The sequence below is a fragment of the Pacificimonas pallii genome (genome assembly GCF_019204005.1).
Classification (GTDB): Bacteria; Pseudomonadota; Alphaproteobacteria; order Sphingomonadales; family Sphingomonadaceae; genus Pacificimonas; species Pacificimonas pallii.
The window spans coordinates 320033-343383 of sequence record NZ_JAGSPA010000001.1; the positions used below are offsets into that span (position 1 = coordinate 320033).

General features: G+C 60.4%; 36 protein-coding genes. 1 reads left to right on the forward strand and 35 read right to left on the reverse strand.

Annotation, left to right across the window (positions count from 1 at the left end; translation table 11 throughout):
- Nucleotides 1-174 precede the first annotated feature (174 nt).
- Nucleotides 175-669, forward strand: a complete 495-nt coding sequence (locus KCG44_RS01460; RefSeq protein WP_218443756.1) for a hypothetical protein — start codon at nucleotides 175-177, stop codon at nucleotides 667-669.
- A 173-nt stretch (nucleotides 670-842) separates the two neighbouring features.
- Here the strand turns inward: KCG44_RS01460 and rplQ are convergent, their stop codons facing one another.
- The 35 genes from rplQ to KCG44_RS01635 all read right to left on the reverse strand — a co-directional run bounded on the left by rplQ (nucleotide 843) and on the right by KCG44_RS01635 (nucleotide 23255).
- Nucleotides 843-1265: a 50S ribosomal protein L17 gene (gene rplQ / locus KCG44_RS01465; RefSeq protein ID WP_218443757.1), complete on the reverse strand. Its 423-nt coding sequence runs from the start codon at nucleotides 1263-1265 to the stop codon at nucleotides 843-845.
- A gap of 112 nt (nucleotides 1266-1377) precedes the next feature.
- Nucleotides 1378-2424 carry a DNA-directed RNA polymerase subunit alpha gene (locus KCG44_RS01470; RefSeq protein ID WP_218443759.1) on the reverse strand — a complete coding sequence of 349 codons (1047 nt, stop codon included), beginning with the start codon at nucleotides 2422-2424 and terminating at the stop codon, nucleotides 1378-1380.
- A gap of 100 nt (nucleotides 2425-2524) precedes the next feature.
- Nucleotides 2525-2914 carry a 30S ribosomal protein S11 gene (gene rpsK, locus KCG44_RS01475; RefSeq protein WP_218443760.1) on the reverse strand — a complete coding sequence of 130 codons (390 nt, stop codon included), beginning with the start codon at nucleotides 2912-2914 and terminating at the stop codon, nucleotides 2525-2527.
- 12 nt (nucleotides 2915-2926) lie between these two features.
- Nucleotides 2927-3295: a 30S ribosomal protein S13 gene (gene rpsM / locus KCG44_RS01480; RefSeq protein ID WP_218443761.1), complete on the reverse strand. Its 369-nt coding sequence runs from the start codon at nucleotides 3293-3295 to the stop codon at nucleotides 2927-2929.
- 307 nt (nucleotides 3296-3602) lie between these two features.
- A complete protein-coding gene (locus tag KCG44_RS01485; RefSeq protein WP_218443763.1) occupies nucleotides 3603-4154 on the reverse strand; it encodes an SRPBCC family protein in 552 nt (183 codons plus the stop codon).
- Nucleotides 4151-4936, reverse strand: a complete 786-nt coding sequence (locus KCG44_RS01490) for a hypothetical protein (RefSeq protein ID WP_218443764.1) — start codon at nucleotides 4934-4936, stop codon at nucleotides 4151-4153. Before KCG44_RS01490 ends, KCG44_RS01485 begins: the two co-directional genes overlap by 4 nt.
- Entirely contained in the window at nucleotides 4929-5576 is a 648-nt protein-coding gene (locus KCG44_RS01495) for an adenylate kinase (protein ID WP_218443765.1), read from the reverse strand. Before KCG44_RS01495 ends, KCG44_RS01490 begins: the two co-directional genes overlap by 8 nt.
- Before the next feature lie 19 nt (nucleotides 5577-5595).
- Entirely contained in the window at nucleotides 5596-6984 is a 1389-nt protein-coding gene (gene secY / locus KCG44_RS01500) for a preprotein translocase subunit SecY (protein WP_218443766.1), read from the reverse strand.
- 198 nt (nucleotides 6985-7182) lie between these two features.
- A complete protein-coding gene (gene rplO, locus KCG44_RS01505) occupies nucleotides 7183-7674 on the reverse strand; it encodes a 50S ribosomal protein L15 (RefSeq protein ID WP_218443768.1) in 492 nt (163 codons plus the stop codon).
- An 82-nt stretch (nucleotides 7675-7756) separates the two neighbouring features.
- Nucleotides 7757-7945, reverse strand: coding sequence for a 50S ribosomal protein L30 (gene rpmD, locus KCG44_RS01510; protein WP_218443769.1), 189 nt, complete (start codon nucleotides 7943-7945; stop codon nucleotides 7757-7759).
- 6 nt (nucleotides 7946-7951) lie between these two features.
- Nucleotides 7952-8791: a 30S ribosomal protein S5 gene (gene rpsE, locus KCG44_RS01515; protein WP_255536252.1), complete on the reverse strand. Its 840-nt coding sequence runs from the start codon at nucleotides 8789-8791 to the stop codon at nucleotides 7952-7954.
- A 2-nt stretch (nucleotides 8792-8793) separates the two neighbouring features.
- Entirely contained in the window at nucleotides 8794-9150 is a 357-nt protein-coding gene (rplR, locus tag KCG44_RS01520) for a 50S ribosomal protein L18 (protein WP_218443770.1), read from the reverse strand.
- A 2-nt stretch (nucleotides 9151-9152) separates the two neighbouring features.
- Nucleotides 9153-9680, reverse strand: coding sequence for a 50S ribosomal protein L6 (rplF, locus tag KCG44_RS01525; protein WP_218443771.1), 528 nt, complete (start codon nucleotides 9678-9680; stop codon nucleotides 9153-9155).
- A 10-nt stretch (nucleotides 9681-9690) separates the two neighbouring features.
- Nucleotides 9691-10089 (reverse strand): 30S ribosomal protein S8, encoded by a 399-nt coding sequence (rpsH, locus tag KCG44_RS01530; RefSeq protein ID WP_218443773.1) that lies wholly within the window; start codon nucleotides 10087-10089, stop codon nucleotides 9691-9693.
- Nucleotides 10090-10105: 16 nt separating this feature from the next.
- On the reverse strand, nucleotides 10106-10411 hold the full coding sequence (gene rpsN / locus KCG44_RS01535; RefSeq protein ID WP_218443774.1) for a 30S ribosomal protein S14: 306 nt from the start codon (nucleotides 10409-10411) through the stop codon (nucleotides 10106-10108).
- Nucleotides 10412-10443: 32 nt separating this feature from the next.
- Entirely contained in the window at nucleotides 10444-11034 is a 591-nt protein-coding gene (gene rplE, locus KCG44_RS01540) for a 50S ribosomal protein L5 (protein WP_218443775.1), read from the reverse strand.
- Complete coding sequence (rplX, locus tag KCG44_RS01545; RefSeq protein ID WP_218443776.1) at nucleotides 11027-11347, reverse strand: 50S ribosomal protein L24; 321 nt, start codon at nucleotides 11345-11347, stop codon at nucleotides 11027-11029. Before rplX ends, rplE begins: the two co-directional genes overlap by 8 nt.
- 1 nt (nucleotide 11348) lies before the next feature.
- A complete protein-coding gene (gene rplN / locus KCG44_RS01550) occupies nucleotides 11349-11717 on the reverse strand; it encodes a 50S ribosomal protein L14 (RefSeq protein ID WP_218443778.1) in 369 nt (122 codons plus the stop codon).
- 1 nt (nucleotide 11718) lies between these two features.
- Nucleotides 11719-11988 (reverse strand): 30S ribosomal protein S17, encoded by a 270-nt coding sequence (rpsQ, locus tag KCG44_RS01555; protein ID WP_218443779.1) that lies wholly within the window; start codon nucleotides 11986-11988, stop codon nucleotides 11719-11721.
- A 4-nt stretch (nucleotides 11989-11992) separates the two neighbouring features.
- Nucleotides 11993-12199: a 50S ribosomal protein L29 gene (gene rpmC / locus KCG44_RS01560; protein ID WP_218443780.1), complete on the reverse strand. Its 207-nt coding sequence runs from the start codon at nucleotides 12197-12199 to the stop codon at nucleotides 11993-11995.
- A gap of 2 nt (nucleotides 12200-12201) precedes the next feature.
- Complete coding sequence (rplP, locus tag KCG44_RS01565; RefSeq protein ID WP_218443781.1) at nucleotides 12202-12621, reverse strand: 50S ribosomal protein L16; 420 nt, start codon at nucleotides 12619-12621, stop codon at nucleotides 12202-12204.
- Nucleotides 12622-12689: 68 nt separating this feature from the next.
- Complete coding sequence (gene rpsC / locus KCG44_RS01570) at nucleotides 12690-13385, reverse strand: 30S ribosomal protein S3 (RefSeq protein WP_218443783.1); 696 nt, start codon at nucleotides 13383-13385, stop codon at nucleotides 12690-12692.
- Complete coding sequence (rplV, locus tag KCG44_RS01575; protein WP_218443784.1) at nucleotides 13385-13768, reverse strand: 50S ribosomal protein L22; 384 nt, start codon at nucleotides 13766-13768, stop codon at nucleotides 13385-13387. Before rplV ends, rpsC begins: the two co-directional genes overlap by 1 nt.
- Nucleotides 13768-14043 carry a 30S ribosomal protein S19 gene (gene rpsS / locus KCG44_RS01580; RefSeq protein ID WP_218443785.1) on the reverse strand — a complete coding sequence of 92 codons (276 nt, stop codon included), beginning with the start codon at nucleotides 14041-14043 and terminating at the stop codon, nucleotides 13768-13770. The genes rplV and rpsS overlap by 1 nt, the downstream gene beginning before the upstream one ends.
- 2 nt (nucleotides 14044-14045) lie before the next feature.
- Entirely contained in the window at nucleotides 14046-14888 is an 843-nt protein-coding gene (rplB, locus tag KCG44_RS01585; protein WP_218443786.1) for a 50S ribosomal protein L2, read from the reverse strand.
- Entirely contained in the window at nucleotides 14888-15202 is a 315-nt protein-coding gene (locus KCG44_RS01590) for a 50S ribosomal protein L23 (RefSeq protein ID WP_218443787.1), read from the reverse strand. The genes rplB and KCG44_RS01590 overlap by 1 nt, the downstream gene beginning before the upstream one ends.
- On the reverse strand, nucleotides 15195-15827 hold the full coding sequence (gene rplD, locus KCG44_RS01595) for a 50S ribosomal protein L4 (RefSeq protein ID WP_218443788.1): 633 nt from the start codon (nucleotides 15825-15827) through the stop codon (nucleotides 15195-15197). The genes KCG44_RS01590 and rplD overlap by 8 nt, the downstream gene beginning before the upstream one ends.
- Nucleotides 15828-16574 carry a 50S ribosomal protein L3 gene (gene rplC, locus KCG44_RS01600; RefSeq protein ID WP_218443789.1) on the reverse strand — a complete coding sequence of 249 codons (747 nt, stop codon included), beginning with the start codon at nucleotides 16572-16574 and terminating at the stop codon, nucleotides 15828-15830.
- A gap of 107 nt (nucleotides 16575-16681) precedes the next feature.
- Nucleotides 16682-16996, reverse strand: coding sequence for a 30S ribosomal protein S10 (gene rpsJ / locus KCG44_RS01605; protein WP_218443790.1), 315 nt, complete (start codon nucleotides 16994-16996; stop codon nucleotides 16682-16684).
- An 82-nt stretch (nucleotides 16997-17078) separates the two neighbouring features.
- On the reverse strand, nucleotides 17079-18269 hold the full coding sequence (gene tuf / locus KCG44_RS01610; RefSeq protein ID WP_218443791.1) for an elongation factor Tu: 1191 nt from the start codon (nucleotides 18267-18269) through the stop codon (nucleotides 17079-17081).
- A 53-nt stretch (nucleotides 18270-18322) separates the two neighbouring features.
- Nucleotides 18323-20416 carry an elongation factor G gene (gene fusA, locus KCG44_RS01615; protein WP_218443792.1) on the reverse strand — a complete coding sequence of 698 codons (2094 nt, stop codon included), beginning with the start codon at nucleotides 20414-20416 and terminating at the stop codon, nucleotides 18323-18325.
- Nucleotides 20417-20476: 60 nt separating this feature from the next.
- Nucleotides 20477-20947 (reverse strand): 30S ribosomal protein S7, encoded by a 471-nt coding sequence (gene rpsG, locus KCG44_RS01620; protein WP_218443793.1) that lies wholly within the window; start codon nucleotides 20945-20947, stop codon nucleotides 20477-20479.
- A 73-nt stretch (nucleotides 20948-21020) separates the two neighbouring features.
- Nucleotides 21021-21392 (reverse strand): 30S ribosomal protein S12, encoded by a 372-nt coding sequence (rpsL, locus tag KCG44_RS01625; protein WP_218443794.1) that lies wholly within the window; start codon nucleotides 21390-21392, stop codon nucleotides 21021-21023.
- 275 nt (nucleotides 21393-21667) lie between these two features.
- Entirely contained in the window at nucleotides 21668-22885 is a 1218-nt protein-coding gene (locus KCG44_RS01630) for a Xaa-Pro dipeptidase (protein ID WP_305082482.1), read from the reverse strand.
- A gap of 58 nt (nucleotides 22886-22943) precedes the next feature.
- Nucleotides 22944-23255 carry a PilZ domain-containing protein gene (locus tag KCG44_RS01635; RefSeq protein WP_218443796.1) on the reverse strand — a complete coding sequence of 104 codons (312 nt, stop codon included), beginning with the start codon at nucleotides 23253-23255 and terminating at the stop codon, nucleotides 22944-22946.
- Nucleotides 23256-23351: the final 96 nt, after the last annotated feature.

A 23351-nucleotide genomic window follows, 5' to 3' on the forward strand; every position in this document is an offset into this window, starting at 1 on the left:
CCCTCTTCAAAGCAAGCAGGGGCTCGGCTGATCGCACGCACGAACCGGTCGCCCGAATCCTGAGTGATTCGCAGTCAACTAAAACTTAATGTAACCTTGTTAGCATAGCTTAGTGGGCGATTCGCGCGTCCGATTCGCTGTGGTGGCGAGTATTCGCGTTCAGGGGAGGGTGTCATGCTTGGTAACTCGCAGTTGCAACTGCTGGATACCCTTGAAAACGAATGCACTGACGCGCCCTCGATCCTGATAGACAAGCATCGCCTGCACGAAGGCCGCCATAATGACGGGCAATGCCTCGCACTGATACGGTCGCTCGCCGGAGATATGCCGCTGCGTCTGGCTGCCATGTTCCCGAATGACCGGCCGAGCGTTAATGGTGCGACCATGCGGATGAACAGCTTCACGCGCTTTTATCCGTCTTTCGCAGGCGTCGCGCTTTTCGACATGGCGGGGAACATGATCACGAGCAATGATTCCCGCCACGGTCTGGCGCTGGACGGTACGACACTGTTCGCGCAGGATGTCCCGCGTCCATCGCTGGGCATCACCGAGGACGACCGGCTCGCGTCGATGGTGAGTCACGTCGGCGGAAGAGCGCTGGTACACGCGGATGTGAAATGCCCGCGCGGGACGGATACCTGCGGACTGATTGTCGCGCGCCTGCACTAAACGCCGGACAAGAAGAAACATAAGCGATATGTGCAGGAGCGGCTCATATCGCCCCCACTTACCCTCATATCAAACACAAGCAGGGCCGACCCGGCATCTTACCGGGTCGGCCCTGTTTCTATTGGGTACGCATGGATACGGGGCAGTCGAAAGAAAACCCCGGGCAGACGGGCTTAGCCCTCGCTCTCGAGTTCTTCCTCGTTCATGGCCGGACCGGAATCCTGCCCGCGCGCGGCGGTATCACGATCGACGAACTCGATGATCGCCATCGGGGCGGCATCTGAACGACGCATGCCAAGCTTCAGAACGCGCGTATAACCGCCCGGCCGGTCAGCGTAGCGATCAGCCATGACGTCGAAAAGCTTCTTCAGCTGATCCTCATCCATCAGGCGGGACATAGCCAGACGGCGATTGGAAAGGCCGCCCTTCTTGGCGAGTGTCACCAGCTTCTCGACATAGGGGCGCAGCGCCTTTGCCTTGGGAACCGTGGTCTTGATCTGCTCATGCTTGATGAGCGCAGCGGCCATGTTGCGCAGCAGCGCCGTCCGGTGGCTGGAGGTGCGCTGAAGTTTCGCTTGTCCGTGACGATGACGCATCGGTCATTCCTTTTCGTTCGTAAGGGGGCCGTATCAGGTACCCCAGTGCTGGCAGGGAATTCTGCCGGATCTTGTAATCCTCCCCTCCCCCTTGGGAGAGAAGAGAATCGACTTAGCCAAGCAGATCCTGTTCCATCTTCTTGGCCATTTCCTCAATGTTCTCCGGCGGCCAGCCTGGCAGTTCCATGCCGAGACGCAGGCCCATGGAGGAGAGGACTTCCTTGATCTCATTGAGCGACTTGCGGCCGAAGTTCGGCGTGCGGAGCATCTCCGCCTCCGTTTTCTGCACCAGGTCGCCAATATAAATAATATTGTCGTTTTTCAGGCAGTTCGCCGAACGGACGCTGAGTTCCAGCTCGTCGACCTTCTTCAGAAGGAAGCGATTGACCTGATCGTCATCATCTTCTTCCTGGCCCTGCGCGGTGGACGGCGCAGCCTGGATCGCGCTCGGCTCTTCGAAGTTGATGAAGAGCGCCAGCTGGTCCTGAAGAATGCGTGCCGCATAGGCAATCGCGTCTTCAGGCGACACGGTACCATCGGATTCCACGGTCAGCAGCAGGCGGTCATAATCCAGTTCCTGACCGACGCGGGCGTTCTCGACCTTGTAGCTGACGGTTTTGATCGGCGCATAAAGCGAATCGACGGGGATCAGGCCGATCGGCGCGTCGGCAGCGCGGTTCGCGGCGGCCGTTGCGTAGCCCTTGCCGGTATTCGCCGTCAGCTCGAGATTGAGCGTCGCGCCATCATCCAGATGACAGATGACCAGATCCGGGTTCATGATTTCCATGTCGGAAGACACGGCGATCTGCCCGGCCTTCACTTCGCCCGGGCCCGTTGCGGAAAGCTGCAGGCGCTTCTGCTCGGTGCCTTCCATTTTCAGCGCGATCTGCTTCACGTTGAGGACAATGTCGGTGACATCCTCACGCACGCCCGGAAGCGAGGAGAATTCGTGCAGCGCGCCATCCAGCTTGATCGACGTGATCGCCGCACCCTGCAGCGATGAGAGCAGTACGCGGCGCAGCGCGTTACCGAGCGTCAGGCCGAAGCCGCGCTCGAGGGGTTCCGCGACGAAAGTTGCACGGCGACCCGAGACCGTTCCTTTGGTTTCCAGGACGGTCGGTTTCGTGAGTTCCTGCCAGTTCTTCGCGTTGACGGCCATCTAGTGAGTTCCCTTCGGGAGTTTAGCGGTACGCCGGGTGCTGTTGAGCATCCAGCGTGATGCGAGAGGGGCACAGGACGTGGCCCCTTCTCGCGGTAGATCAGACGCGGCGGCGCTTTGGCGCGCGAACGCCGTTGTGCGGGATCGGCGTCACGTCACGGATGGCCGTGATCGTAAATCCGATTGCACTCAGTGCGCGCAGCGCCGATTCACGGCCTGAACCCGGCCCACGCACCTCGACCTCGAGCGTGCGCATTCCATGTTCCTGTGCCTTGCGGCCCGCATCTTCGGCGGCGACCTGAGCGGCGTAAGGCGTCGATTTACGACTGCCCTTGAAACCCATCATACCGGCGGAGGACCAGCTGATCGCGTTGCCCTGTGCGTCGGTGATCGTCACCATGGTGTTGTTGAAAGTGGCATTCACATGAGCGACGCCGGATGTAATATTTTTACGTTCGCGCCGCCGGATGCGGCCTGGTTCTTTTGCCATGACTCGCGCCCTCTACTTTTTCTTGCCGGCGATCGGCTTCGCCTTGCCCTTGCGGGTACGGGCGTTGGTGTGCGTACGCTGTCCGCGAACGGGCAGGCCGCGACGATGACGAAGGCCGCGATAACTCGCGAGATCCATCAGGCGCTTGATGTTCATCGAAACTTCGCGGCGAAGATCACCTTCGACCTGGTGGTCGGCGTCGATCATCTCGCGAATGCTGATGACTTCCTGCTCCGTCAGGTCCTGGACCCGGCGTTCACGCGGAATTTTCAGCTTGTTGACGATATCGAGAGCGGACGTGCGTCCAATCCCGTGAATATAGGTAAGAGCGATCTCGACCCGTTTATTGGTCGGGATATTAACGCCCGCAATGCGTGCCACGAAAAGTTTCTCCTCAGCTCCACGGGCATTACCGGTCTGAATGACCTGCCCATCTCATAGCGTTTGTTGCAATGCACCGCACCGGCAGGGGCGAACGCCCGGCCGGTAACCATACATGCAGAAGTCTCGGTATTGCGCCGAAGCGCGTCAGATAGGAGGCGACTCGGTAAGTGTCAAGCCGCACATGGTTCAAAAAGGCGGCGCTCACGCCCCATCCTGTAATTGGCTCATCCGTATCGTCCGCCGACCCGCCTGCGGCCGTGAGCAACCTGCGAAAGAAGTGACCCCGGCACGAACTGGCAGCGCATCATTCCGCGTTCGCGCGGCGATCGGCTGAAATGGCAAGCCTGTCGAGCTGCTCCTGCAACACCCTTTCGACCGCCACAGCGATCTGTTCGACCGGAAAGCGCATATGACCGCCAACGACATAGGTCTGACTGATATCTGTCCCGCCATTGGCGCGCGGCCTCAGGGTCCAGGTCAGCGTGCCCACAAGTCCCTCGGCCTGCAGCGGTCCCAGCGCACCGGAAAGCCTGAGCGTATTGTGCGGCACGGCCATGACGACGCGCATATGTTCGGCGGAGCCGGCATCCGGAAGCGCTTCGCAAAAGCACCCTCCAGCGATGGGCTCCAGCGAGAAATTTTCTGCGGCACCGGAATAACCATGCTCCGGATCCCAGAAAGCGGACGGTTCGATCAGGACGGCCCAGACCTGTTCCGGCGGGGCAGCCGCGACGACGCTATTCGCAACGACGAAGCCGTGATCGGACACTTCACTTGCCGCCCATGCGGGGGAGGCGGCCGAAAGCAACATGGCCATGCCAGCATGAATGCGGCGCCCGCCGGTTTGTCGCCTCATGGCTTCGTCTCCTCTTTTTCCTGCCCAGCGATCGCGGCATCGGGCCGCTGCGGCACGCTCTGTCTGGCCGCCTCACGCGCATGAATATCGCGGCAACGCTCATTCGTGGCCGCCGCGCAGAAGATGATTTCGCCAAGGTCGGCGAGCGCATCCGTTACGCTGCTCGTCATCAGCGCGTCGTCAGCCGGAAAGCGCCGCATGCGCAGGACCGCCGAGCCGCCGCGGTCCGTCTGGACGAAGGCCACAATCGTAGCTTCTGCCCGCGTCACGTCGCTGGTGAGACTGGCACAGCCGGTACGCGCGACAAACGCCTCGGTGCCCTCGCCGATCACGCGCATGCCGGTTTCCGACCAAAGGACCTCACCGGCGCAGGTCGGTGGTTTGAAAGCCGTTTCGGCAATGTCGGCAATTGTTTTGCGGGGATGAAGAGCCAGTCCTCGGCTCGACTGGATGACAAGGGCCTCCGTCCAGTTTGGGAAGACCTCCTCTTGCGGAATGAAGAACATGATAAAATCGCTGCTGTTCCGCAACTGCATGGCCGGTACCCAATCGCGCGGCACCGCGAATTCCATCAATCCGCCATGCAATGGCACGGTGATGCGCGCAACTGGCTGGTTGCTCATTTCCCAGGTGCGGCGAAACATCTCCGCCATTGAATCGACAGGCACAACCGTCATCTGCGCGCGGCTGGCGGGCGCAGACGCTGCCATGGACTGTGCGTGGGCAATGGCGGCCGCGAAAAGCGCGCCGGAAGCGGTAAGCGCAAGCGCCGCTTTACGCATCCAATATGCGCGCGATACTGCTGCGCACGTCATCCATCGAGGCCATGCCATCGATCCGGCTGACCATGCCCCGCTCTTCATAAATGGGAAGGATCGGGGCCGTCTTTGCGCGATACTCGTTCAGGCGCGCATGAACGGTTTCAGCATTGTCGTCCGCGCGCCGTTTAAACTCGTGGGCACCGCAGATATCGCAGGTATTTTCAACCTTCGGCTGCTTGTGACGGTCATGATAGCCCTCACCGCAGGCCTTGCACGTAAAGCGCCCTTCGACACGATCGACCAGCGCCGCCTCGTCGACGGATAATTCAATCACGTGGTGCAGCGTCTTGTTTCGGGCGGCAAGCAATTCGTCCAGAATGGATGCCTGGGCAACCGTGCGCGGAAACCCGTCGAAGATCAGACCGACACCGGGTTCCAGATTGTCCATATACTGGCCGACGATTTCGCCCATCAGATCATCGGGGAACAGCTTGCCCGCTTTCATGATCTCATCGGCCATCTGACCCGTGGGCGTGCCCGCTTTCACGGCGGCACGCAGCATGTCCCCGGTCGACAGCTGCACCATGCCGCGATCGCGTTCCAGCAGGGAGGCCTGCGTCCCCTTGCCTGCCCCCGGCGGGCCAAGAAGTATGATGTTCACGCCGCAGCTATCCCCGTTTTTAACGCCGCTTGCCTCGCAGCTTGGCCTTCTTGATAAGGCCTTCATACTGATGCGCAAGCAGGTGTGACTGGATTTGTGCGACCGTATCCATCGTCACATTGACGACGATGAGCAGGCTGGTACCGCCAAACAGCAGAGCGAGACCGTAAGCCCCCATAACCCATTCCGGCAGCAGGCAGATGACCACCAGATAAGCCGCGCCCACCGTCGTAATCCGCGACAGAACATGGTCCAGATAATCCGCCGTGCGCTTACCGGGACGAATGCCGGGAATGAAGCCGCCCTGGCGCTTTAGATTGTCCGCCGTCTCTTCGGGGTTGAAGACGATGGCCGTGTAGAAAAAACAGAAGAACGCGATGCCGATGCCGTAAAGCGCCATGTATAGCGGCGTTCCGTGTTGCAGCGCGGTCGTCAGCTGGATCATGATATCCCCCAGCATGCTGCCATCGGATTCAGCGGGCGCCGCGCCGCCAGGACCCGCACCGCCGCCGGAAAACTGTGCCACGGTCAGCGGCATCAGCAAAAGCGAGGACGCAAAAATCGGCGGGATCACGCCCGCGGTGTTCAGCTTCAGCGGCAGGTGCGACGTCTCGGCCTGCGCCGGACGCCCCCGCGCGGTCTGACGCTTGGGATATTGCACAAGAACACGGCGCTGGGCACGCTCCATGAAGCAGATACCGGCGATGACACCGATCGCACCGACAACGATCATGACGACCGCGAAGTCGCCGATCGAACCGGTGCGGTTCTGCTCGAAAATGCCGACAAAGGCACCCGGCAGCGTGGCGACGATACCGGCCATGATGATCAGCGAAATGCCGTTACCGATGCCGCGTGCGGTGATCTGCTCGCCCAGCCACATCAGGAACATCGTACCGCCAAGCAGCGTGATCATCGTCGTTATGCGGAAAAACCAGCCCGGATCGATCACGGCGGAGGCTTCGCCGCCCCAGCCCTCCAGACCGACAGCGATGCCATAGCCCTGGAACAGGGTCAGGACGACGGTACCCATGCGGGTATATTGATTGATTTTCTTCCGGCCGCTTTCGCCCTCTTTCTTCAGGGCCGCCATGGTGGGCGAGAGAGAGGTCATCAGCTGTACGATGATTGAGGCCGTAATATACGGCATGATGTTAAGCGCGACGATCGACATACGCTCAAGCGCGCCGCCTGAGAACATGTTCACGAAATCGAGAACGCCGCCGCGTGTGCGGTCGAACAGGGATTCCAGTTGCTGCGGATCGATACCCGGAAGCGGGACGAAGGAACACAGCCGGAAGACGACAAGCGCACCCAGCGTAAAGAGGATGCGCTTCTTTAGGTCGGATGCCTTCGAAAAGGACGACCAGCTAAGACCTGCTGCGAGCTGTTCAGCTGCTGATGCCATTGAATTTCGGTTCCCGCTTTACTGACTGCGTTGGAACATAGGGGCTCGGCCGGAGAGTTACCATATGCCGAAGCCCCGCCTGCTGAAGCGTCACCCCGGCAAAGGCCGGAGCCCATCCCGAATGCCTGCGACCTCATTTTCCGTCGCAGCAGATGATTTCCGACCTGCGCCGAAATGACGGAAACAGGCAAGTGAGGGCTAGGCGCCCCGCTTCTCTTTCTTGAACACTTTTGGGCCAACGGTCTGGGTAACACTGCCACCGGCTTTTTCGACCGCCTCGACAGCACCCTTGGACGCACGCGCGACTGTGATCTCGATCTTCGATTTCAGTTCGCCCTTCGCAAGCAGGCTGACACCGTGCTTGCCGCCGCGAATGATACCGGCCTCACGAAGACCGTCCTCGTCCAGCGTTCCGGCTTTCACTTTCTTCGCGTCGATGGCCTTTTGCAGCATGCCAAGGTTCAGCTCTGCATAATCCTTGCCGAAAGGATTGTTGAAGCCACGCTTCGGGATCCGCATGTGAAGGGGCATCTGGCCGCCTTCGAAGCCTTTGATGGCAACGCCCGAACGGCTCTTCTGGCCCTTCATGCCGCGACCGGCGGTCTTGCCCTTGCCGCTGCCTTCGCCGCGGCCGACACGCATGCGGGATTTCCGCGCGCCGTCATTATCCTTGAGGTCGGAAATTTTCATAATGTGCACTCGCTTTCGCTTTTGTTCGCGCTGAATGGGATCAGAAATGGCCTTGCCCCGATAGTGGGCAAGGTGAGGGGATTTAGTCCTCGACGACCTGCACAAGGTGAGGAATGGAATTGACCATGCCGCGCGTCGCGGGCGTGTCCTCCAGTTCGACGACCCTGTGCATTTTGCCGAGACCCAGGCCAGCCAGCGTCCTGCGCTGCTTTTCCGGGCGGCGGATCGGCGAACCGATCTGCTTGACCTTCATCATCTGCTTCTTTGCCATGGGGACTTACTCCGCAGTTGCTTCGGCAGGAGCTTCCGCTTCTGCCTCGACTGCCTCAGCAGCAGGTTGAACATCTTCGCGGCGTCCGACCAGTTCACTGATTTTCTTACCGCGACGCTGCGCCACCGTCTTCGGACTGGACTGGTCGCCCAGGGCCTCGAACGTGGCACGGATCATGTTATAGGGGTTCGACGTACCGACCGACTTGGTCACCACATCGGCAACGCCAAGGCTTTCAAAGACGGCGCGCATCGGACCACCGGCGATGATGCCGGTACCCTGCGGCGCGCTGCGCACATGCACCTTACCGGCACCGAACCGGCCATAGCCGTCATGGTGCAGCGTACGGCCATCACGCAGTGGTACACGGACCATTGCCTTCTTTGCCGCGGCCGTGGCCTTGTTGATCGCCTCTGGCACTTCGCGTGCCTTGCCGTGACCGAAACCGGCGCGGCCCTTGCCATCGCCGACAACGACGAGTGCAGCAAAACCAAAGCGCTTACCGCCCTTCACCGTCTTGGAGACGCGGTTAATGTGGACCAGCTTCTCGATCAGCTCTTCGCCGGTATCGTCACCGCCGCGACCACCGCGGCCACCGCGATTGTCACGACCACGGCCGCCGCCGGGACCGCCGCGACCACGGCCGCCGCCAGGACCACCAGGGCCGCCGCGACCGCCACCAGGGCCGCCACGTCCACGTCCGCCACCGGGACCGCCAGGACCACGGCCGCCGCCCGGGCCGCCGCGCTCGTTGGACGGCGCACCCTGCGGATTGGTCGCGGCAGGCGGTGCCTCGCCGGGCGTGGGATCATTAGCGACCGAAGGAATCGTTTTCTCGTCAGCCATCATTAAAACTCCAGTCCGCCTTCGCGTGCGGCATCGGCCAGCGCCTTGACGCGGCCATGAAAAATAAAGCCGCCACGATCAAAGACGACGCGGGCAACTCCGGCCTGCTTGGCACGTTCAGCGACGCGCTTGCCGACTTCGGACGCCGCAGAAACGGTGGAACCGCCCTTTGCCTTCTCGTCCGCTTCGAGCGAGGATGCAGCGGCAACCGTCACACCCTGTTCGTCATCGATGACCTGCGCATAGATATGCTTCGAGGTGCGGTGGATGGAAAGGCGCGGCTTCAGGCCGCCCTTGGCGCGAAGCGCCGTGCGAACGCGCCGACGACGCCGCGCGAATGGGGTAAGTTTCTGCGCCATGATTACTTCTTCTTACCTTCCTTGCGGAATACATATTCGCCGCGATATTTGATGCCCTTGCCCTTATAAGGCTCCGGCTTGCGCCAGCGGCGGATTTCAGCAGCGACCTGACCGACCTTCTGCTTGTCCATGCCACTGATCTCGACAGTGGTCTGATCGGGCGTCTTGATGTCGATACCCTCGGGGATCGCATAGTCGACGTCATGCGAATAACCGAGCTGCAGCTTCAGGATCTTGCCCTGCATATTGGCACGGTAACCAACGCCGGAAATCTCCAACACCTTGGTGAAGCCCTCGGTCACACCCGTGACGAGGTTCTGCACCAGCGTGCGCTGCATGCCCCAGAAGGGGCGACCAGACTTCTTGACCGGCATGACCTTCACCACGCCGTCTTCGATCTTATACTCGATCTCGTCGCGGGTCGCCATCGACAGTTCGCCCTTGGGTCCTTTGATGGACAGGGTTTCACCGGCGAGGTTCGCCGAGACACCGTCGGGCAGTGCGACCGGCACTTTTCCAATTCGTGACATCAGCTTTCCCCTAGAAGACCTGGCAGAGCAGTTCGCCGCCGACATTCTGCTCACGCGCTTCCGCGTCGGACAGAACGCCCCTTGGCGTCGAAACGATGGTGATACCGAGGCCGGAACGCACCCTTGGGAGGTCGTTCGCGCCGGAATAAACCCGGCGACCCGGCCTGGACACGCGCTGCAAATATTGAATCGCGGGCGAGCCTTCGAAATATTTCAGCTCGATACGCGTGAAGGTCTTGTTGCCCGGCTGTTCCTCGTCGGAATGCCCGCGGATATAGCCTTCGCGCTCCAGCACGTTCAGTACGTTGCGGCGCAGCTTCGAGGACGGAGTCACGATGGAATCCTTCTTCGCCTGCTGGCCATTGCGAATGCGGGTGAGAAGGTCCGCAAGCGGATCTGTCATTGTCATATGCCTGCTCCCTTCCTTACCAGCTGGATTTCGTGAGGCCCGGGATGAGCCCCTTATTGCCAAGTTCGCGGATCATGATGCGCGACAGGCCGAACTTCCGGTAATAACCGCGTGAACGGCCCGTCAGCTCACAACGGTTGCGGACCCTTGTGGGATTCGCATTGCGCGGCAGCTCCGCCATTTTCAGGCGCGCCATCAGACGCTCGTCATCATCGACGCTGGCATCCTCTGCAATCGCCTTCAGCCGGGCATATTTGCCGGCATATTTCTTAACGAGCTTCTTGCGACGCTCGTTTTTGTTAACCGAACTCAGTTTCGCCATGACTTAAGTTCTCTTTCCTTGCCTGGGCTGGCTCACGCCGCCTTTTTCTCTTCGTCATCGTCACTGCCGATAAATGGCATGCCGAGACCCTTAAGGAGCGCACGCCCCTCATCGTCGGTATTCGCCGTCGTCGTCACGATCACATCCATGCCGCGGGTCTCGTCGACCTCGTCATAGTTGATCTCGGTGAAAACGATCTGCTCCTTGATGCCCATGGCGTAATTGCCACGGCCGTCAAAACTGTTCGGGTTCGTACCGCGAAAGTCGCGAACGCGCGGAAGCGCGATGTTCACGAGGCGGTCCAGAAATTCCCACATGCGGGCACCGCGCAGCGTGACTTTCACACCGATCGGATTGCCCTCACGCAGCTTGAACGTCGCGATCGACTTTTTCGCCTTTGTGATGACAGGCTTCTGGCCAGCGATCTTCGTCATTTCTGCGAAGGCGTTGTTCAAATGCTTCTTGTCATCGACGGCTTTGCCGACGCCCATGTTCAGGACGATCTTTTCAATCCGCGGAATCTGCAGGTCGTTCTTATATCCGAACTGTTCCTTCAGGGCGGCGCGAACCTTCTCCTGATAGATGCCCTGCAGGCGCGGCGTGTATTTCTTATCCTCAGCCATTGATCACCTCGCCAGATTTCTTCGCGATGCGAACCTTCTTGCCATCGCGAACTTCGAAACCGACGCGCGTGGGCTTGCCGGTCTTCGGGTCTTCGATGGCGACCTTGGATGCGGACATCGGCGCTTCGAAACGATCGAGACCGCCCTGCGGGTTCGCCTGGCTCGGCTTGCGGTGCCGGGTGGCGATATTCACACCCGAAACCACGACCTTGCCTTCCTTTGGCATGACCTGGGTCACGTCGCCGTGCTTGCCCTTGTCCTTGCCCGACAGGACGACGACGCGGTCGCCCTTCTTGATTTTCGCGGCTGCCATTTTACAGCACCTCCGGCGCCAGGCTGACGATCTTCATCAGGCCCTTGGCACGCAGTTCGCGTGTCACCGGACCAAAGATACGCGTACCAAGCGGTTCCTTGTTGGTATTGATAAGAACAGCGGCATTGCTGTCGAAACGGATAACCGTTCCATCATCGCGGCGGATGTCCTTGGCCGTGCGAACGACGACGGCGCGGTGCACATCGCCCTTCTTCACGCGGCCGCGCGGCTGGGCTTCCTTGACGCTGACGACGATCGTATCGCCAACACCGGCAAAGCGCCGCTTCGAGCCACCAAGAACCTTGATGCACTGCACACGCTTCGCGCCGGAATTATCCGCAACTTCCAGGTTTGACTGCATCTGGATCATGTCAGTTCGCCCCCTCGGCTACGGCGGCGCCTTTGGCGCCGACCTTGTCAATCACTTCCCACGTCTTCGTCTTGGAAATCGGCTTGCACTCCTGAATGCGAACGGTGTCGCCGGTGGAGCAGCTGTTTTCCGCGTCGTGCGCGTGGTATTTCTTCGAGCGGCGGATGATCTTGCCGTAAAGCGGATGCTTCACGCGGCGTTCGATCAGGACCGTCACGGTCTTGTCTGTCTTATCGGACACGACCTGGCCCGTCATAATGCGCTTCGGCATGGGCTTATCCTTCTGCCGACGCGCTGGCGCGCTCGGTCTTCAAAGTCTTGATCTGCGCGATGGTGCGGCGCACCTCTTTCACGCGGCTCGGCTTTTCCAGCTGACCGGTCGCCGACTGAAAGCGCAGATTGAACTGCTCCTTCTTCAGCTGCGCCAGCTCATCGTTAAGCTGGTCGTCGGTCTTCGTTTTCAAGTCTGCGATCTTTGCCATGATCAGACCTCCTCACCCAGACGGTGGACGAACTTGGTGCGGATCGGCAGCTTCGCGGCGGCGCGCTCGAATGCGAGGCGTGCGACCTGGGCGCTGACGCCATCCAGTTCAAACATGATACGGCCGGGCTTGACGCGCGCGGCCCAATATTCCGGCGACCCCTTACCCTTGCCCATGCGGACTTCCGCAGGCTTGGAAGAGACGGGCACGTCCGGAAAAATACGGATCCACAGGCGGCCCTGCCGCTTCATGGCGCGGGTGATCGAACGGCGGGCCGCCTCGATCTGGCGCGCCGTGATACGCTCGGGCTGCATGGCCTTCAGGCCATAGGCGCCAAAGTTCAGCTCGGTACCGCCCTTGGCATTGCCATGGATGCGGCCCTTGTGCGCCTTCCTGTATTTTGTGCGTTTTGGTTGCAGCATTTCTTCTAGCCTTCTGACAGGAAAAGAGGTCCTCGATCAGGCCGTTCGCCGCGGTATGTTCTTTCGAACTACCGCGCCGGCCGGACCCCAGATGTCTGTGCGTCCATCATGGCCTTTTCCTGGCCAAGCGGGTCATGCTCCAGGATTTCACCCTTGAAGATCCAGACCTTGACGCCGCAGATGCCGTAGGCGGTCTTCGCCTTTGCTTCTGCGTAATCGATATTCGCGCGCAGCGTATGCAAAGGCACGCGGCCTTCACGGTACCATTCGACGCGCGCGATTTCCGCGCCGCCCAAACGGCCACCACAAGTAATCTTGATGCCTTCCGCGCCCAGACGCAGCGCGGACTGCACGGCGCGCTTCATGGCGCGGCGGAATGCGATGCGGCGCTCCAACTGGTCGGCCACACCCTGGGCGACCAGCATTGCGTCCACCTCGGGCTTGCGGATTTCGACGATATTCAGCGACACTTCGCTGTTCGTCATCGCACCGATGGCCTTGCGCAGCTTGTCAATGTCCGCGCCCTTCTTACCGATGATGACACCGGGACGGGCAGCATAAACGCTCACGCGGCACAGCTTGGCAGGACGCTCGATCACGACCTTGGAAATCGCGGCCTGAGGCACCGTTTTCAGGATATACTCGCGGATCTTGAGATCCTCGACGAGCTGACGCGCATAGGTTTCGCCGTCAGCGAACCAGCGGCTGTCCCATGTGCGGTTGACCTGCAGGCGCAGGCCGATGGGATTCGACTTGTGACCCATTAGTTCTGCTCCTCTTCGTCCTGTTCGCGGACAACGATACGGATACGGCTGAACGGCTTCACGATCGCAGCTGAACGGCCACGGGCACGTGCCTTGAACCGCTTCATCGTCAGCGACTTGCCAACACTCGCCTCGGCGACGACCAGCGAGTCGACGTCCAGATTGTGATTGTTTTCCGCGTTCGCGATGGCCGAAGCGAGTGCCTTTTGCACCGGCTCGGCAAAGCCCTTGTTGGAAAACTTCAGAAGGTTCAGCGCCTCCTCGGCTTTCTTGCCGCGGATCAGGCCCGCGACGAGATTCAGCTTATAGGGGCTGCCACGCAGCGTATTCGCCACGGCGAGCGCCTCGCGCTCACCGACACGACGGGGATTTGTCTTAGCCATTAGCGCTTCGCTTTCTTGTCAGCCAGATGACCGACATAGGTGCGCGTCGGGGCGAACTCGCCCAGCTTCATGCCCACCATGTCTTCGTTGACAGCGACAGGAATGAATTTGCGCCCGTTATAGACGTTAAAGGTCAGGCCGACGAACTGCGGCAGGATTGTCGAACGGCGCGACCAGGTCTTGATCGGCGCCTTCTTCGCGGCTTCCTGCGCTGCATCTGCCTTCTTCAGAAGGTGGAGGTCAACGAACGGACCTTTTTTCAGGGAACGTGCCATGACTACCTCTTCTTCTTCCGCGCGTGACGCGAACGGATGATCATCTTGTTTGAAGCCTTCTTCCGATCACGGGTCTTCGCGCCCTTTGTCGGCTTGCCCCACGGCGTCACCGGATGGCGACCACCAGAGGTCCGGCCTTCACCACCACCATGGGGGTGATCGACAGGGTTCTTGGCGACACCGCGCGTCAGCGGACGAATGCCGCGCCAGCGATTGCGGCCAGCCTTGGCAAGCGTCTGGTTCGAATTGTCGGGGTTTGAAACCGCGCCAACCGTCGCCATGCAATTGCCCGGGATATAACGGGTCTCGCCCGATCCCAAACGGATGATCGTCAGGCCGCGATCCTTGCCGACCACCTGTGCATAGGTGCCCGCGGACCGTGCCATCTGACCGCCCTTGCCGGGCTTCAGCTCGACATTGTGGACGATCGTGCCGACCGGCATCTGACCCGTTTCCATGGCGTTGCCCGGCTTTACGTCGGTCTTCTTGCCGGCGATGATCTTGTCGCCCGGGCCGACGCGCTGCGGCGCCAGAATGTAGGTCTTTTCACCGTCGGGATAAACGATAAGCGCGATGAACGCCGAACGGTTCGGGTCATATTCAAGCCGTTCGATCGTGCCCTCTACGTCCCATTTGCGACGTTTGAAGTCCATGATCCGATATTTGCGCTTATGACCGCCGCCAATACCGCGCGACGTGATATGACCCTTATTGTTCCGGCCACCCGTCTTCGGCAGACCTTCGGTAAGCGCCTTTTCCGGACCGCCCTTGTGCAGGTGCGACCGGTCGACAAGCACCAGACCGCGACGGGCCGGGCTGGTCGGGCGATATTGCTTGAGTGCCATTAGTTCACTCCGCTCGTAATATCGATCATGTCACCCTCGGCGAGCGTGATGATCGCTTTTTTCACATCGGCGCGTTTGTAGGGACGACCCTTGGCGCGCTTCACCTTGCCCTTGGCGATCATGGTGTTCACGCCGGTGACTTTCACGCCGTAAAGCGCTTCGATCGCCGCCTTGATCTGGGGCTTCGTGGCGCTGTTCGCGACCTTGAAGGCAACCTGATTATGCTCCGAAACCATCGTCGATTTCTCGGTGATGATCGGCGCACGGACCACGTCATAGTGCGCCAGTTCGATCACGGTCTCTGCTTTAGCCATTGAACCGCGCCTCCAGCGTCTCGACAGCGGCCTTCGTCAGGACCAGCGTATCGTGGTTGAGGATATCATAGACGTTCGCACCGGCGGTCGGCATCACGTTCATGCGCGGCAAATTGCGAACGGCTTTCGTGAAAGCCTCCGCCTTACCGGCATCCATGAACAGGGCGCCGGTCACGCCGAGCTTGTCCAGCGAGACCTTCATCGCGGATGTTTTCGCATCCTTGATGTCGAAGTCCTTCAGGACAATGATCTTGCCTTCCGCGGCTTTCACGCTCAGCGCGGTCTTCAGACCCAGTGCGCGAACTTTCTTGTTGAGCGACTGGCTGAACAAGCGGGCGCGCGGGCCATGGGCCTTGCCGCCACCGACAAAGATCGGCGCGCGGCGGTTGCCATGACGTGCCGTGCCGCCGCCTTTCTGCTTGCCGAACTTCTTACCGGTCCGGGCGACGTCGCTGCGCTCACGCGCGGCACGGGCCATCGCGCGGCGATTGGCGAGCTGCCAGGTGACGACGCGGTGGAGAATGTCCGGACGGGCTTCAAGGCCGAAAATCTCGTCCTTCAGCTCGATATCGGCGTCTTTTCCCGTGACCGCCTTGCCGTCGAGGCTCTGAACCTTGACTTTCATTTACGCCTCCGCGGTTTCGCTTGCGGCATCATCAGCCGTCTCGGTGCCCGTATCGGCGGGCGCCTCATTATTATTATCGCCCTTGACCTTGCCGGGATAAGGCAGGTCCGCGTGCGGGCGCTTGACAGCGTCGGAAACGAGCAGCCAGCCACCTTTTGAGCCAGGGACAGAGCCCTTGACGAAAAGAAGGCCGCGCTCCGCGTCCGTCTCGACGATCTCGAGATTCTGCTGAGTCCGGAAACGGTTGCCCATCTGGCCAGCCATTTTCTTGCCCTTGAACACCTTGCCAGGGTCCTGACGCTGACCGGTGGAACCGTGCGAACGATGCGAAAGCGAAACACCGTGCGTAGCGCGAAGACCGCCAAAGCCCCAGCGTTTCATGGCACCGGCAAAACCCTTACCCTGGGTACGCCCCTGGATATCGACCATTTGGCCGGACGCGAAATGGTCGGCGGAAATTTCCGCGCCCACGTCAAGCAAGGCATCTTCGGCGACACGGAATTCCGCAAGACGGGCCTTCGGCTCGACTTCCGCTTTGCCATAGAAACCGCGCTGCGGCTTCGCCACGTTCTTGGCCTTCGCCGAGCCAGCGCCCAGCTGCAGGGCGGTATAGCCATCGACATCGTCCTTGCGATGTCCGACGACCTGACAGCCTTCCAGGCTGAGTACGGTCACGGGCACGTGCCGACCGTCCTCCTGGAACAGGCGCGTCATGCCCATCTTTTTCGCGATCACGCCAGTGCGCATGATCCATCCTTTCTCTCAGAGGCCCGCCCGGCGAACCGGGAGGGCTTGGTTTCAAACTCTTGCGTCAACCGGACCTCGCGCCCGGCTGCGATAACTTACCTGAACGCCTACGCGCCCAGCTTGATCTCAACATCCACACCTGCGGACAGGTCCAGCTTCATCAGCGCGTCGACGGTCTGCGGCGTCGGCTGAACGATATCCAGAAGACGCTTGTGCGTCCGGACCTCAAACTGCTCGCGGCTCTTCTTGTCGATATGCGGACCGCGGTTGACGGTGAACTTCTCGATGCGGGTGGGCATCGGGATCGGGCCGCGAATCAGCGCCCCCGTCCGCTTCGCCGTGTCCGCGATCTCACCCGTCGCCTGGTCGAGCACACGGTGATCAAAGGCCTTCAGGCGGATTCTGATATTCTGCGTTTCCATCGGACGTCGACCTTAAACCTTCAAAACAAAAGAGAACCGGTCCGACAATTACTGCCGGACCGGCCCGTTAGGCATGTGCCTTTTACTTCGTAATATCGCCCACAACACCGGCGCCGACGGTACGACCGCCCTCACGGATTGCGAAACGAAGACCCTTGTCCATGGCGATCGGTGCGATCAGCTTCACGGCAAGGCTCACATTATCGCCCGGCATAACCATTTCCGTGCCCTCTGGCAACACAACTTCGCCGGTGACGTCGGTCGTGCGGAAATAGAATTGCGGACGGTAGTTCGCGAAGAACGGCGTGTGACGGCCACCCTCGTCCTTGGAAAGGACATAGACCTCTGCCGAAAAGTCGGTGTGCGGCGTGATCGAACCGGGCTTGGCCAGAACCTGGCCGCGCTCGACGTCTTCACGCTTCGTACCGCGCAGCAGTGCGCCGACATTGTCGCCAGCCTCGCCGCGGTCGAGCAGCTTGCGGAACATCTCGACGCCGGTGACGGTCGTCTTGACGGTGTCCTTGATGCCGACGATTTCGATTTCCTCGCCGACATTGACGACGCCCTGCTCGATACGGCCGGTTACAACCGTACCGCGACCGGAAATCGAGAACACGTCCTCGATCGGCATCAGGAAGGGCTGGTCCAGCGGACGCTCGGGCTGCGGGATATAGTCGTCAACCGCCTTCATCAGCTCAAGGATCTTCTCCTTGCCGATATTGTCGTCGCGGCCTTCGAGGGCTGCGAGCGCGGAACCGGCAATGATGGGAATGTCGTCGCCCGGGAATTCGTAGCTGGAGAGCAGCTCACGGATTTCGAGTTCGACAAGCTCAAGCAGCTCCTCATCGTCGACCTGATCGACCTTGTTCATGAAGACGACCATGGCGGGCACACCCACCTGGCGAGCGAGCAGGATGTGCTCTTTCGTCTGCGGCATCGGGCCGTCGGCGGCGTTCACGACCAGGATCGCGCCGTCCATCTGGGCGGCACCGGTGATCATGTTCTTCACATAGTCGGCATGACCCGGGCAATCGACGTGCGCGTAATGACGGTCGGACGTCTCATATTCGACATGTGCCGTCGAGATCGTGATGCCGCGCTCACGCTCTTCGGGTGCCTTGTCGATATTGGCGAAGTCAACGGCCGCGCCGCCATGCGTCTCTGCCATCACCTTGGTGATCGCCGCTGTCAGCGTGGTCTTGCCGTGGTCAACATGGCCAATCGTGCCAATGTTGCAATGCGGCTTGTTACGCTCGAATTTTGCCTTACCCATAATATCTAACCCTCTTGCTTTCCTAGGTTAATCTTCAAAGTGCGGAACGGCGATCAGCCGGCGAGCTTCGCCTTGACCTCGTCCGCGACGTTCTGCGGTACTTCGTCATAGTGGCTGAACTGCATCGTGTACTGGGCGCGGCCCTGAGTCATCGAACGCAGCTGGTTCACATAGCCGAACATATTGGCAAGCGGCACCATGGCTTCAACCACCTGCGCCACGCCGCGGGCTTCCGTGCCCTGGATCTGGCCACGACGGGAATTCAGATCGCCGATAACGTCGCCCATGAAGTCCTCAGGCGTCACCACCTCAACCTCCATCATCGGCTCCAGCAGCTTGATACCCGCCTTGTCGGCGGCATCGCGCATGGCACCGCGACCGGTGATTTCGAACGCCATCGCCGAGGAATCGACGTCATGATAGGCGCCGTCCGTCAGCTCGACATTGAAGTCGATGATCGGGAAGCCGATCAGCGCGCCGGATTCGGCAACCTCGCGAATGCCCTTTTCGACCGAAGGGATATATTCGCGCGGAATATTGCCGCCCTTGACGCTGTCGACAAATGTGACGCCCGATCCGCGCTCACCAGGAGACACGGTCATCTTCACGCGGCCGAACTGGCCGGAACCGCCCGACTGTTTCTTGTGCGTATAGTCGATATCGACCGTGCGCTTCAGCGATTCGCGATAGGCCACCTGCGGCGCGCCGACATTGGCCTCGACCTTGAACTCGCGCTTCATGCGGTCGACCAGAATGTCGAGATGCAGTTCGCCCATGCCCTTGATGATCGTCTGACCGGATTCCTCGTCCGACTGCACGCGGAAGGACGGATCCTCCTGCGCCAGGCGATTGAGCGCGATGCCCATCTTTTCCTGGTCGGCCTTGGTTTTCGGTTCGACAGCGACGGAAATCACCGGGTCCGGGAATTCCATCCGCTCCAGGATGATCGGCTTCGACGGCGCGCACAGCGTGTCGCCGGTGGTCACATCCTTCAGACCGACCAGGGCGACGATGTCGCCCGCGAACGCTTCCTTGATGTCTTCACGGTCGTTCGCATGCATCAGCAGCATGCGGCCGATCTTTTCCTTCTTGTCCTTGACGCTGTTCAGCACCTGCGAGGATGCTTCCAGCTTGCCCGAATAAATGCGCGCGAAGGTCAGCGTTCCCACGAAAGGATCGGTCATGATCTTGAACGCCAGCGCCGAGAAGGGCGCCTCGTCGGACGACGGACGCGAATCGGTCGTCGGCTCTTCGTCGTCGCGCGCGCCGGGCAGGATACCCTTAATGGCGGGAACGTCGGTCGGCGCCGGCATATAATCGACGACGGCGTCGAGGAGCGGCTGGACGCCCTTATTCTTGAACGCGGAACCACACAGCACGGGAACGAAATCCTGCGCCAGCGTCCCCTTGCGGATCAGGCGCTTCAGCGTGTCCATGTCGGGCTCGGTGCCCTCAAGATACGCCTCCATGACATCATCGTCCTGCTCGACAGCCATCTCGATCAGCTCGGAACGCGCCGCCGCAGCGGCATCGACCATGTCTTCGGGGATATCGACAATGTGGAACTCGGCACCCAGATTTTCATCTTCCCAGATGATCGCCTTGTTCTGCACCAGATCGACGATGCCCTTCAGATCGGCCTCAAGGCCGACCGGCAGCGCCAGAATCATCGGACGCGCGCCAAGGCGGTCCTTGATCATATCGATGCACATGTTGAAATTCGCACCTGTACGGTCGAGCTTGTTGACGAAGCACATGCGCGGAACCTTGTACTTGTCCGCCTGACGCCACACCGTCTCGGACTGCGGCTCCACACCGGCAACACCATCGAATACGGCGACCGCGCCATCAAGCACGCGCAGCGAACGCTCGACCTCAATCGTGAAGTCGACATGGCCCGGCGTGTCGATGATGTTAACGCGGTGATCTTTCCAGAACGTCGTCGTCGCAGCTGACGTAATCGTGATGCCGCGCTCCTGCTCCTGCTCCATCCAGTCCATGGTCGCGGCGCCGTCATGCACCTCGCCAATCTTGTAGGATTTTCCGGTATAATAGAGAATGCGCTCGGTCGTCGTCGTTTTACCGGCGTCGATATGCGCCATGATACCGATATTGCGGTATTTCTCGATCGGATGTTCGCGGGCCATGAGGACGGGTTCCTGAGTAAAAGTGTGGTTCGATCACCGGAGGCGGTAATCTTGCACCGCTTACCAGCGGTAGTGTGAGAAGGCGCGGTTGGCTTCGGCCATGCGATGCGCTTCTTCGCGCTTCTTCACGGCGTTGCCACGGTTCTGCGAAGCGTCCATCAGTTCGGACGACAAACGCTGCGCCATGGTGTTTTCAGGGCGGCCGCGCGCGGCGCCGATAAGCCAGCGGATGGCGAGGGCCTGCGAACGCTCGGGGCGAACCTCGACGGGCACCTGATAGGTGGCACCACCGACGCGGCGGCTGCGCACCTCGACCTGCGGCTTCACATTGTTCAGCGCCTCGTGAAAGACATTGAGCGGATCGGTCTTCATCTTGCCCTCGATCGAATCGAGCGCGCCATATACGATGGATTCCGCAACGGATTTCTTGCCCTGATACATGACGAGATTCATGAATTTCGTCAGAATGGTGTCCCCGAAACGGGGATCAGGCAGAATTTCCCGCTTGGCGGGGCGGCGACGACGTGCCATTTTAAAATTTCCTTTTCGATCTTCAGCTTACCCGGAACATGTCCGGCGCTTACTCCAGCTTGTGAACCGGGGCTTATTTCGGCTTCTTGGTACCATATTTCGAACGGCTCTGCTTGCGGTCACCGACACCCTGCGTGTCGAGAACACCGCGCAGCACGTGATAGCGCACACCGGGAAGATCCTTCACACGGCCGCCGCGGATCAGAACCACCGAGTGTTCCTGAAGGTTGTGCCCCTCACCGGGGATATAGCCAATGACTTCAAACCCGTTGGTCAGGCGAATCTTGGCAACCTTACGAAGCGCCGAGTTCGGTTTCTTCGGCGTCGTCGTGTAGACACGCGTGCAGACGCCGCGCTTCTGCGGGTTCGCTTCAAGCGCAGGGACTTTGTTGCGTGCCTTCTGCGGGACGCGACCCTTCCTCACCAGCTGATTGATCGTTGGCATGTATTGACCTTCACTCGTGCGTTCAAAATCGACTCGTTCAGCGCACGAAGCGCACGCGAACGAAAAAAGACAGACCTGGTGAAACCAAATTCAGTTCACACCGGGACCTGTCTGTAACTATTGCAACCTAAACGGGAAACCAGTCCCCGTCTCGCCATCGGACTGCGTTTAGGGGGTTCCCCTACGAGCCAGTCCGCGAGCTGTTGTGGACCGGCATATAGGAATGACTCCCTGTACGGTCAACGGGATTCGCATCGCGGCGATCGCGCCGCGTCCTAGCGGACCCGCTCCCCGCCCTTGATGACCGCACTTGGGTTTTCGAGCAGCGTGACATCGGACAGCGGGTCCCCGGTAACGGCGACCATATCACCCCAGGCACCGACCTTGATCGCGCCGACATCGGCTTCGCGGCCCAGCGCATCCGCCGCGTTGATGGTCGCCGCCTGGATCGCCTGCAGCGGCGTCATGCCGAACCGGACCATGACGGCAAACTGCCGCGCATTGAGGCCGTGCGGAAAGATCGCCGCGTCAGAGCCGAAGACCATCTTCGCCCCGCCTTTGACCGCGCGGCGGAAACTCTCGCGCTGGACGGTACCCACCTGCCGTTCCTTGGCAAGCGATTCAGGCAGAACACCATTCTTCTCGCCCTCGGCAAGCGTATATTCGGTGTTGTAGATGTCCATGGAGAACGCCGCGCCATATTCCTTGGCGAGCCGGATCGCCTCGTCATCCAGGAAAGAGGCGTGTTCCACCGTATCGACACCGCCGCGAATGGCTGCCTTGATCCCGGCATTGCCATGGGCATGAGCCGCCACTTTCAGGCCCAGAAGGTGCGCGGCCTCCACCGCAGCACGGATTTCATCTTCCGTCAGCTGCTGCTCGCCAACCGTCGTTCCCTTTGAGAACACGCCTCCCGTTGCGCAGATCTTGATGACCTCGGCGCCGTATTTGCGCATCTGTTTCACCCTGGCAGCCATCTCGCCAGGACCGTCGGCGGTACTATTCGATGGCAATTCATAGCTAGGCGGAAGGAAATTATCGTCGCAATGGCCGCCTGTCGCCCCGATGGCATAACCTGCGGCCACGATGCGCGGTCCTTCGATCCGGCCGGCGTCGATGGCCTGGCGCAATGCGACGTCGGCATAATTCGCCGATCCCACATTCCGTACGGTCGTAAACCCGGCTTTCAGCGTCGCTTCGGCGTTCGGGACGCCCATCACCGACCAGAAACTGTCAGTATATTGCAGTCCGCGATAACCGCCGATATCCGCGACGCCATTCAGATGGACATGCATGTCGATCAGGCCGGGAACAAGCGTCTGCCCCTTCAGGTCGATGCGCTCCGCGTCAGCGGGGGCACCGCTGCCATCCAGCGAAACGATTCGGCCATCGACCACCACGATCTGAGGATTTTGGACATAAAGCCCGCGCTCGACATCAAGGACGCGGTCGGCCGTAATGAGGGCGGATTGTGCGACGGCGGGCGCTGCCATGAGCACCGCTAGAGGAGCAAGATATTTCATGCATTACGGCCTAGCCGCTATCTGGAAATCAGTCGAGCGCGCTCGTCAGCGCCGACAGGACGGGCTCATCCAGCGGCGTCAGAAACGCACATCCGCAATGGCCGTCAACCTGGCGTATGACGACGGCGTCGAAGCCTTTCATACCGTGGACCCCTAGGTTCACACGTGTCCCTGATGGCATGTCGATGCCCGTGTCGAACCGGAAACCGCTTCTGGAAATATCCGAGATGACGCCGGGTATGCGTACGGTGCCGGGGCAGCGCATTTCGGCATGCAGGCGGACGCGGTGGCGCTCCGCATCGCGCATCTCCGCCTCGATAAACACCGCGGAGGAATTCATGATCCTCTTCCCGACATCACAGCAGCCTAGGGCCGGATCGTTAAAGAACCGCCAACCGCCATCATTTCAGCGGCATTCGCCTGTCGAAGCCGATCC